This window comes from Methylobrevis pamukkalensis (assembly GCF_001720135.1).
GTDB classification, from domain to species: domain Bacteria; phylum Pseudomonadota; class Alphaproteobacteria; order Rhizobiales; family Pleomorphomonadaceae; genus Methylobrevis; species Methylobrevis pamukkalensis.
Map to the genome: position 1 here is coordinate 1 of NZ_MCRJ01000138.1, position 9,035 is coordinate 9,035.

Consider the following 9,035-nt stretch of genomic DNA (forward strand, 5'->3'; position numbering starts at 1 on the left):
AGTGAAATACGCCATCCATCCGGTGGCGGGCCGCATGCCCGGGCACATGAACGTGCTGCTGGCGGAAGCCAACGTGCCCTATGACGAGGTGTTCGAGCTCGAAGACATCAACTCGGAGTTCGCCCAGGCGGATGTGGCCTTCGTGATCGGCGCCAACGACGTGACCAACCCGGCCGCCAAGACCGACCCGACCTCGGCGATCTACGGCATGCCGATCCTCGACGTCGACAAGGCCAAGACCGTGCTGTTCATCAAGCGCGGCATGGGATCGGGCTACGCCGCGTCGAGAACGAGCTGTTCTTCCGCGACAACACCATGATGCTCTTCGCCGACGCCAAGAAGATGGTCGAGAACATCGTCAAGAACCTCGACTGAGGCGAGGGGTGACGGCCGGCCCGGATCGGGCAGGGCGACAGGTCAGGACGGACGAGGCGGCGGCGGGACCACAATCCCGCCGCCGCAGTCACGAGATGGACGACCAACAAGGGAGAGAAACGATGACACGCTGGGTAAGGTTCGATGACGGCGGCACGCCCGCCTTCGGTGTCGTGGAGGGCGACCAGGTCCGCGTCCACGAGGGCGACATGTTCGCCGGCGCAACGGCGACGGACCGGCTGGTGCCGGCCGAGGGGCTGGCGCTGCTGCCGCCCTGCGAGCCGACCAAGGTGATCGCGCTGTGGAACAACTTTCGCGCGCTCGGCACCAAGCTCGGGGTCTCCGTGCCCGAGGATCCGCTCTATCTCCTGAAGGCGGTCTCCAGCATCACGAGCCCCGGCGCCACCGTGCCGCGGCCGAAGGCCTATGACGGGCGCCTCGTCTTCGAGGGCGAACTCGGCATCGTCATCGGCAAAAAGCTCACCAACGCCAGCGTGGAAGAGGCCGAGGCCGGCATCTTCGGCTACACCTGCGTCAACGACATCACCGCGGGCGATCTCCTCAACAAGGATCCGAACTTCCCGCAGTGGGCCCGGGCCAAGAGCTTCGACAGCTTCTGCCCCTTCGGCCCGGTGATCGCCACGGGCCTCGACCCGGCGACCCTGACCATCCGCACCATCCTCAACGGCTCGGAGCGGCAGAACTATCCGGTCACGGACATGATCTTCCCGGCGGCCGACCTGGTCGCGCGCATTTCGGCCGACATGACGCTGATGCCGGGCGACCTGATCGCCTGCGGTACCTCGGTCGGCGTCGGCGCGATGAAGGAGCCGGAAAATGTGGTCGAGGTGCTGATCGAGGGCATCGGCACGCTGCGCAACACCGTGCTCGCCTGAGTTCAGTCTCGGCACGCCGAAACGCAAAAGGGGCGGCCTCCCAAGGGCCGCCCCTTTTTCATGACTGCAAACAACCGGTGCCTCAGGCGGCCTTGCGGGCCAGGCAGTCGCGGATCGTCTCGCCGACGAGATGCGGGCTGGAGGCGATGACGACGCCGGCGGCGGCGAGCGCCTTGATCTTGGCGTCGGCCTCGCCGCGGCCCTTGAGGTTGAGCGCCCCGGCGTGTCCCATCCGCCGCTCGCGCGGGGCGTGGATGCCGACGATGAGGGCGACCACCGGAATCGACGGCCGGGTCTCGCGAATGAAGTCGGCGAGATCCTCCTCTTCCGAGCCGCCGATCTCGCCGATCAGGACGATGCCCTCGGTCTGCGGGTCCTTGAGGAACATCTCGAAACACTGGCGCATGCCGAGGCCGTGGACGGCGTCGCCGCCGACGCCGACGGTGGTCGACTGGCCAAGGCCCGCCAGCGTGATCTGCTGGGTGATCTCGCTGGTGAGCGAGGCCGAGCGCGAGATCACGCCGATGCCGCCGCGCCGCTCGCTGCCGGTGGCCATCACGCCCATCTTGCAGATGCCGGGGGCAAGGATGCCCTGGGAATTCGGGCCGACGAGGATGGTCGAGGAGCCCTTGAGGGCGTCACGCACGCGCAGCATGTCGAGCACCGGCACGCGCTCGGTGATCGCCACGATCAGCGGCATCTCTGCCTCGATCGCCTCGATCATCGCCTTCGCGGCATTGTCCGGCGGCACGAAGATCATGCTGGCGTTGGCCTTGGTGGCGGCCATCGCGTCGGTCACGGTGTCGAACACCGGCAGGCCGAGGTGGAAGCGGCCGCCCTTGCCGGGAGTGACGCCGGCGACCACCCGCGTGCCGTATTCGATCATCACCGCGGTGTGGTGGCTGCCGGCCCAGCCGGTCATGCCCTGGCAGAGCACGCGGGTGTCTTCATTGAGCAGAATGGCCATGGTCGAATTCCTCAGCGGACGGCCGCGACGGCGCGAACCGCCGCCGACCACATGTCCGGACACTCGATGACGTTGCAGCCGAAATTGGCAAAGCGGTTGCGGGCGAAGTCGGCGTTCTTGCCGGCGAGCCGGACGATGGTGGGGCAGGCACGGCCGGTGCGGCGCATGGCGATGCCGAGCCCCTCGGCGATGGTGTCGCAGGGCTGCATGCCGCCGCCGTGGACGTTGATCAGGATCGCCTTCACCGCCGGGTTCTTCAGCAGCAGACCGAAGCCGTAGGCGACGTCGAGGCTCTTGGCCGTGGTGCGGATGTCCATGAAATTGGCCGGCCGCCCGCCGGCGGCGCGGACCATGTCCAGGGTCGCAAGGCCAAGGCCGGCACCGTTGACCGCAAGGCCGATGTCGCCGTCGAGGCGGACATAGTTGAGCTGGCGGCGCTGGGCGCTGACCTCGGTCTCGTCGAGGTCCTCCTCGTCCTGGAAGGCGGCGATGTCCTGCTGGCGGAACAGGGCGTTGTCGTCGATGGTGACCTTGGCGTCGGCGGCGACCAGCGTGCCGGCGTCGGTGATGACCAGCGGGTTGATCTCGATCAGGCTGGCATCCGATTCGATGAAGGCGACGCGCAGCTTCTCGACCAGCGCCACGAAGGCGTCGAGCACGGCGCCCTCGAGGCCGACACGGGCGCCGAGGCTCGCGACCTCGTCGGGCGCCGCCGTGCGGCCATCCCCGAGGGACGCGCGCTCGAGCTTGAGCTCGCCGCGCTTGAAGCGCTCCTCGATGTCCATGTCGCCGCCGGCCGACGCAAGGGCGACCAGCTCGGCGGAAGACGAATCGACGAAGAGCGAGAGATGCAGGGTGCTCGCGATCGGCAGCGCGGTCTCGACCAGCACCCGCTTGACCGGATGGCCTTCCGGACCGCTCTGCTCGGTGACGAGCCGGCGACCGATCAGGTCGCGCGCGGCCGCCTCCACGTCACCGGGGTTCTGCACCAGGCGAACGCCGCCGGCGCGGCCACGGCCACCCGCGAGAATCTGCGCCTTCACGGCATAGCCGCGGCCGTCGAGATCGTTGGCGATGTAGCGCGCCTCGTCCGGGGTGAGTGCGACGCGGCCCGCCGGCACCAGCACGCCGAAGCGCGAGAGCAGCCGCTTCGACTGGAATTCATGAAGCTTCATGCTTCCTCCTCGGCGGCGTGCGCCGGACATGTGGGTCTGCGGGCGACAGGTCCATCCGCCACCGGTGGCGGACACCCGGTTCGCCCGCGCCGCGCCCGGAACACCGGCTGTCCGATCGACAGCCCCGGATGGATCCTCTGGAATCAAGTATGCCAGTGTGGAAAGGGGTGTCAACGAACTCCGACGCGGCATCGTGTCCGGATCATTTTGCGCCACGCGGCAGCGGACATCAATACATCCGCAGGCAAGCGACGCTTTGCCGCCAGATCTGTGCGCCGGACATGTTGCACTGCAATGACACAGCGCTCTCCGGAATCTGCCGGCCGGCCCCGGACGACTGCGAGACACCGTGTCGATCCACAAAAAAGCGGCGACATTCTTGCGAATGCCGCCGCCAGTCTGTTCCCGCCAGGGAGGGAGAATTACTCGGCCGCGATCCGGGCCAGGCTGCCGAGCGCGCCGGTGGCCATCACGTCGGCGACCTTCTGGTCGTCGAAATTCAGCACCTCGCGCAGGATCTCTTCCGTGTGCTCGCCGAGCAGCGGCGAGCGCGTGACCTCGGTCGGGCTGTCGGAGAGCTTGATCGGGTTGCCGACGGTCAGATACGGGCCGCGCACCGGATGGTCGACCTCGACCACGGTGCCGGTCGCGCGCAGCGACTGGTCCTCGGCCAGTTCCTTCATCGACAGGATCGGGCCGCAGGGGATGTCATACTTGTTGAGGATGTTCATCGCCTCGAACTTGTCCATGGTCATGGTCCACTGTTCGATGCGCGCGAAGATCTCGTTGAGTCGCGGCAGGCGGGCGGCCGGCTTGGCGTAGTCCGGGTGGGTCTTCCACTCCGGTTCGCCGATCACGTCGCAGATCTTCTCCCAGACCGGGGCCTGGGTGATGAAATACATGTAGGCGTTCGGGTCGGTCTCCCAGCCCTTGCACTTGACGATCCGCCCCGGCTGACCGCCGCCGGAATCGTTGCCCGCGCGCGGCACGCTGTCGCCGAAGGGAATGCCCTCGCCGAACTGGCTGTACTCGCGCAAGGGGCCGTGGGCGAGGCGCTGCTGGTCGCGCAGCTTGACGCGGCAGAGATTGAGCACCGCATCCTGCATCGCGGCGCTGACCTTCTGGCCGCGGCCGGTGTGGGTGCGCTGGTAGAGGGCGGTGACGATGCCGAGGGCGAGGTGCAGGCCGGTGCCGCTGTCGCCGATCTGCGAGCCGGTGACCATCGGCAGGCCGTCGCGGAAGCCGGTGGTGGAGGCCGAGCCGCCGGTGCACTGCGCGACGTTCTCGTAGACCTTGCAGTCCTCGTAGGGACCGGGGCCGAAGCCCTTGATCGAGGCGACGATGATCTTGGGATTGATCTCCTGGATGCGCTCCCAGGTGAAGCCCATCCGGTCGAGCGCGCCCGGCGCGAAATTCTCGACCATCACGTCGCAGACGCGGATCAGATCCTCAAGAACGCTCTTGCCTGCGGGTTCTTGGTGTCGATCGTGATCGAGCGCTTGTTGTGGTTCAGCATCGTGAAATAGAGGCTGTCCGCATCCGGCACGTCGACCAGCTGTCCGCGCGTGATGTCGCCGACGCCGGGACGCTCGACCTTGATCACGTCGGCGCCGAACCATGCCAGCAACTGCGTGCACGTCGGCCCGGACTGGACGTGCGTGAAATCGAGAATGCGAACTCCCTCAAGCGCCTTTGTCATGAATCCCCCTCCTGCGGACTTGGGCTTTTGTTCTTATACCAAGACGCCGACGCGTGGCATACCACGCACCAGAGACCCGCGTCCCTATGTCACTCGTTGATGATCGTCTCATGCCGGGTGTCGCCGCGTTGCTCGCGGCATCCTCGGCTGCACTCCGCAGCATCCGGTGGGGCATGGCCTCTCGCCGATGCCGCTCGCCCCGGCGCGGGGGTCTCCACGGACAGGGGCCGCTCGCCGGCCTGCCTTGCCCGCTCCAGCCGCCGCGGTCCGCTCTCCGGATCCGGCCGGCCGTCCCGGCGGCGGCGCTCCCGGATGGATCGCGGGCCGTCGGCCTTTCAGGTTCCGATCCCGCCGCGCGCGGCGGCGGGATCCTTGTCGTCACATGGGGTCAGATGAAGATCACTTCTTCTTCTTGACCACGCTCTGCGGGTTGAGGCTGCCGATGTTGCCGCTCTCGCTGCCGGCGGCCGGATCGATCTCGGCGTTGATGAGCGTCGGCTTGCCCGAGTCCATCGCTTCGTCGACGGCGCGCTTCAGCTCGTCCGGGGTCGTGACGTTGACGCCGACGCCGCCGAAGGCTTCCATCATCTTGTCGTAACGGGCGCCCGGCACGAACACGGTCGTGGCCGGATCGCGGCCGGTCGGATCGATGTCCGTGCCGCGGTAGATGCCGTTGTTGTTGAAGATGACGATGCAGACCGGCAGGTTGTAGCGGCAGATCGTCTCGACTTCCATGCCCGAGAAGCCGAAGGCCGAGTCACCCTCGACCGCGAGAACCGGCTTGCCGCTCTCGATCGCCGCGGCGACCGCAAAGCCCATGCCGATGCCCATCACGCCCCAGGTGCCGACGTCGAGACGCTTGCGCGGCTGGTACATGTCGATCACGCCGCGGGCGAGGTCGAGCGTGTTGGCGCCCTCGTTGACGAGGATCGCGTCCGGACGCTCCTTGATCACCTGCTTGAGGGCGCCCAGCGCCGAATGGAAGTCCATCGGCGTGGAGTTCTTCAGCAGGCGCTGCGCCATCTTGGCGATGTTGGCTTCCTTGCGGGAATTGATCTTGTCGGTCCAGTCCGACGGCGGCATCGACCAGCCGTTGCCCATGCCGGCCAGCAGCGCCGAGACGCAGGAGCCGATGTCGCCGACGAGCGGGGCGGCGATCTCGACGTTCGAGTCCATCTCGCGGGGCTCGATGTCGATCTGGATGAACTTCTGGGTGCCGGGGGCGCCCCAGGTCTTGCCCTTGCCGTGGCTGAGCAGCCAGTTCAGGCGCGCGCCGATCAGCAGGACGACGTCCGCTTCCTTGAGCACGAGCGAACGGGCCGCGCCGGCCGCCAGCGGATGGGTGTCGGGCAGCAGGCCCTTGGCCATGCTCATCGGGATGTAGGGGATGCCGCTGGTCTCGACCAGCGCGCGGACCTCGTCGTCGGCCTGGGCATAGGCGGCGCCCTTGCCGAGGATGATCAGGGGACGCTTGGCGCCCTTGAGCAGCTCGAGCGCGCGCTCGACGGCGGACGGCGCCGGGATCTGGGCCGGGGCGGCGTCGATCACCTTGACCAGCGACTTGCGGCCTTCCTCGGCGTCCATGACCTGGCTGAACAGCTTGGCCGGGAGGTCGAGGTAGACACCGCCCGGACGGCCGGAAACCGCGGCGCGGATGGCGCGGGCAACGGCGATGCCGATGTCGGCGGCGTGGAGGACGCGGAAGGCCGCCTTGCAGAGCGGCTTGGCGATGGCCAGCTGGTCCATCTCTTCATAGTCGCCCTGCTGCAGGTCGACGATCTCGCGCTCGGACGAACCCGAGATCAGGATCATCGGGAAGCAGTTGGTGGTGGCATTGGCCAGCGCGGTCAGGCCGTTGAGGAAGCCCGGAGCCGAAACCGTGAGGCAGATGCCCGGCTTCTTGGTCATGAAGCCGGCGATGGCGGCGGCGTTGCCGGCGTTCTGCTCGTGACGGAAGGAGATGACACGGATGCCTTCTTCCTGCGCCATGCGGCCGAAGTCCGTGATCGGAATGCCCGGAACGCCATAAATCGTTTCAACACCGTTGAGCTTCAGCGCGTCGATGATGAGGTGGAAGCCATCGGTGAGTTCCTGCTCGGTCTCAGCCGAGGGAACATCGATGCTGTGTGCGATAGCGGACATAGCGCTCTCTCCCGGAGTATCGTTGGTTTACAGTCTGGTCTGCTGTTCACATCACGAGGTCGGCCGCCTGGTTGCAGTGCCCGGTCGAGGCGATCGCCCCTGTCCGGCCTTTCCGCTTCCCTACGTCGCCATCCCGCCGGCCCCTGCCGGAAGACGTCGACGCCGCCGTTTCCTCCCTCCTGATTCCTGGTTCCTGCGGTGTCCGCGACGCTCAGCCGAAAATCCTGTCGCCGTGCGTTTCCACGAATGCCGCAAGTCCGAGCGTGTGCTGGCGCGAGAGCCGCTCCGCCCGGTCCGCATCCCGCCGCTCGATGGCGTCGATGATGCCGAAATGATCGTCGATCGAGCGCTGCCTGCGCTCGGCCTGCCCGATGGCGATCCGGCGGATCGCACGAACGTGCAGAAGTAGGTCCTCGGTCAGGTCGACCAGCGTCTGCGAACCGCTGAGCCTGATGATCGCCTGATGGAAGGCGATGTTGGCCTGCGAGTATTCGTCGAGCGCCTCGCAGACGAGGCCGTCCGCCTCGAAGCCCGTGAAGATCTCGCGCAGGGCCGCGACGTCCTCGTCGGTCGACTTGGTGGCCACCAGCCTCGCCGCGATCGCCTCGAGCGCCGCCCAGGCCTCGATGATCTCGATGATCTGGTCGCGGGTCTTGCGGACGACCACGACACCTCGCCGGGGAATGGTCCGGACGAAGCCTTCATATTCGAGCATGGCGATCGCTTCGCGCACCGGCGTGCGGCTGACACCATATTCCTTGGAGATCCGCCGCTCGCCAAGTTCGACAGGCTCTTCGGTCCCGTAGATGTCCATCTCGACGATGGCCCGCTTCAGGGACTGATAGATCCTGCGCTTGCTCGTCTCGCCATCCGCTGGAACGACGACGCGCCGGCTGCGCGGACGGCGTATTGCCTCCGCCTTGCTGGAAGGAGCGGCCCGCCGCATCGTTTCCCGATCCCCGATATCTATCTTGTCATTCGTTATGCCAATGGTTGGCATGCCAAATACCAGAAGTCAATCTCGGAAGTGACGCTATGCCGCGTTGGCCCCGTGCGATTGCTCTTGATTTCCGGCCACGCAAGCTTGTGCGCCGCAGCAAGGGAGGGCCGCGCCCGCTGACACTACTTGATGTGCCACACCCCTGTCACATGGCCGAATCCGCCATCGAGACCGACACAGCGGCATGACAGCGGGGGAGGGAGCGGTCGTGCCATGCGGAAATGCACAGGCTCCTTTCGCCTGGCCGGCCCTCGTCGGTCTCATCTGGCATGCCAGCCAGGGCGGGTGCGACGGCAGCGGGGCGATCCTTGTCGATTCAGCCAAGGACTTTTGCCGATCACAGGGTCGATGGGCAGAGGGCCGACGGAGTCGGTGTTTCGAGACGTGCTCGGATTGCGCCGCCGCCCGGGTGACGGGGCCACGTCTTGGCCCGGCCATGCCGCCCCTCCGACGCGGCCAAAGGGGCGACGAAGTGGTTCGAAATTCGCCGGCTCGGGGTCCGTTCTTTCCCTTCCCGATTGATTCCAAACGGAAAAAAACGGAGAAAAAGATATAGTAAGCTTATAAAAATATCAGCTTGATAGTTGGTATTACATATACCAAGATCCGAACCTTCAGCGCTGCAACCAATGAAGTCCAAAGAGCGTGAAAAGGGTGAGGAGATGACTCAATCGGTTAAGTCAGGGCCTGCGGCGGCCCTTGTCGGCGACGGATATCGCTGGGGGCAGCTCGCGATCGGCGTCGTCTGCATGGTGATGATCGCCAACCTCCAGTACGGCTG

At 66.4% G+C, this 9,035-nt stretch carries 5 protein-coding genes and 2 pseudogenes; 2 read left to right on the top strand and 5 right to left on the bottom strand.

Going from position 1 to position 9,035, the window contains the following annotated elements:
* Nucleotides 1–46: 46 nt before the first annotated feature.
* Nucleotides 47–375, top strand: a pseudogene (locus A6302_RS17790) (NAD(P)(+) transhydrogenase (Re/Si-specific) subunit beta).
* A gap of 122 nt (nucleotides 376–497) precedes the next feature.
* Nucleotides 498–1,271, top strand: a complete 774-nt coding sequence (locus A6302_RS17795) for a fumarylacetoacetate hydrolase family protein (RefSeq protein WP_069308165.1) — start codon at nucleotides 498–500, stop codon at nucleotides 1,269–1,271.
* Between the two features lie 82 nt (nucleotides 1,272–1,353).
* Here A6302_RS17795 and sucD read toward each other — a convergent pair whose 3' ends face one another.
* The 5 genes and pseudogenes from sucD to A6302_RS17820 all read right to left on the bottom strand — a co-directional run bounded on the left by sucD (nucleotide 1,354) and on the right by A6302_RS17820 (nucleotide 8,200).
* A complete protein-coding gene (gene sucD, locus A6302_RS17800; protein WP_069308168.1) occupies nucleotides 1,354–2,238 on the bottom strand; it encodes a succinate--CoA ligase subunit alpha in 885 nt (294 codons plus the stop codon).
* A gap of 11 nt (nucleotides 2,239–2,249) precedes the next feature.
* Nucleotides 2,250–3,413, bottom strand: coding sequence for an ADP-forming succinate--CoA ligase subunit beta (gene sucC, locus A6302_RS17805; RefSeq protein ID WP_069308166.1), 1,164 nt, complete (start codon nucleotides 3,411–3,413; stop codon nucleotides 2,250–2,252).
* 422 nt (nucleotides 3,414–3,835) lie between these two features.
* Nucleotides 3,836–5,112, bottom strand: a pseudogene (frc, locus tag A6302_RS17810) (formyl-CoA transferase).
* A gap of 399 nt (nucleotides 5,113–5,511) precedes the next feature.
* Entirely contained in the window at nucleotides 5,512–7,254 is a 1,743-nt protein-coding gene (oxc, locus tag A6302_RS17815) for an oxalyl-CoA decarboxylase (RefSeq protein ID WP_069308167.1), read from the bottom strand.
* 211 nt (nucleotides 7,255–7,465) lie between these two features.
* Nucleotides 7,466–8,200, bottom strand: coding sequence for a GntR family transcriptional regulator (locus tag A6302_RS17820; RefSeq protein ID WP_083255878.1), 735 nt, complete (start codon nucleotides 8,198–8,200; stop codon nucleotides 7,466–7,468).
* Nucleotides 8,201–9,035: the final 835 nt, after the last annotated feature.

Excerpts from the sequence above, each read along its gene's own strand:
- sucD (WP_069308168.1), bottom strand. The coding sequence starts at position 2,238 with ATGGCCATTCTGCTCAATGAAGACACCCGCGTGCTCTGCCAGGGCATG.
- oxc (WP_069308167.1), bottom strand. The coding sequence starts at position 7,254 with ATGTCCGCTATCGCACACAGCATCGATGTTCCCTCGGCTGAGACCGAG.
- sucC (WP_069308166.1), bottom strand. The coding sequence starts at position 3,413 with ATGAAGCTTCATGAATTCCAGTCGAAGCGGCTGCTCTCGCGCTTCGGC.
- A6302_RS17820 (WP_083255878.1), bottom strand. The coding sequence starts at position 8,200 with ATGCGGCGGGCCGCTCCTTCCAGCAAGGCGGAGGCAATACGCCGTCCG.
- A6302_RS17795 (WP_069308165.1), top strand. The coding sequence starts at position 498 with ATGACACGCTGGGTAAGGTTCGATGACGGCGGCACGCCCGCCTTCGGT.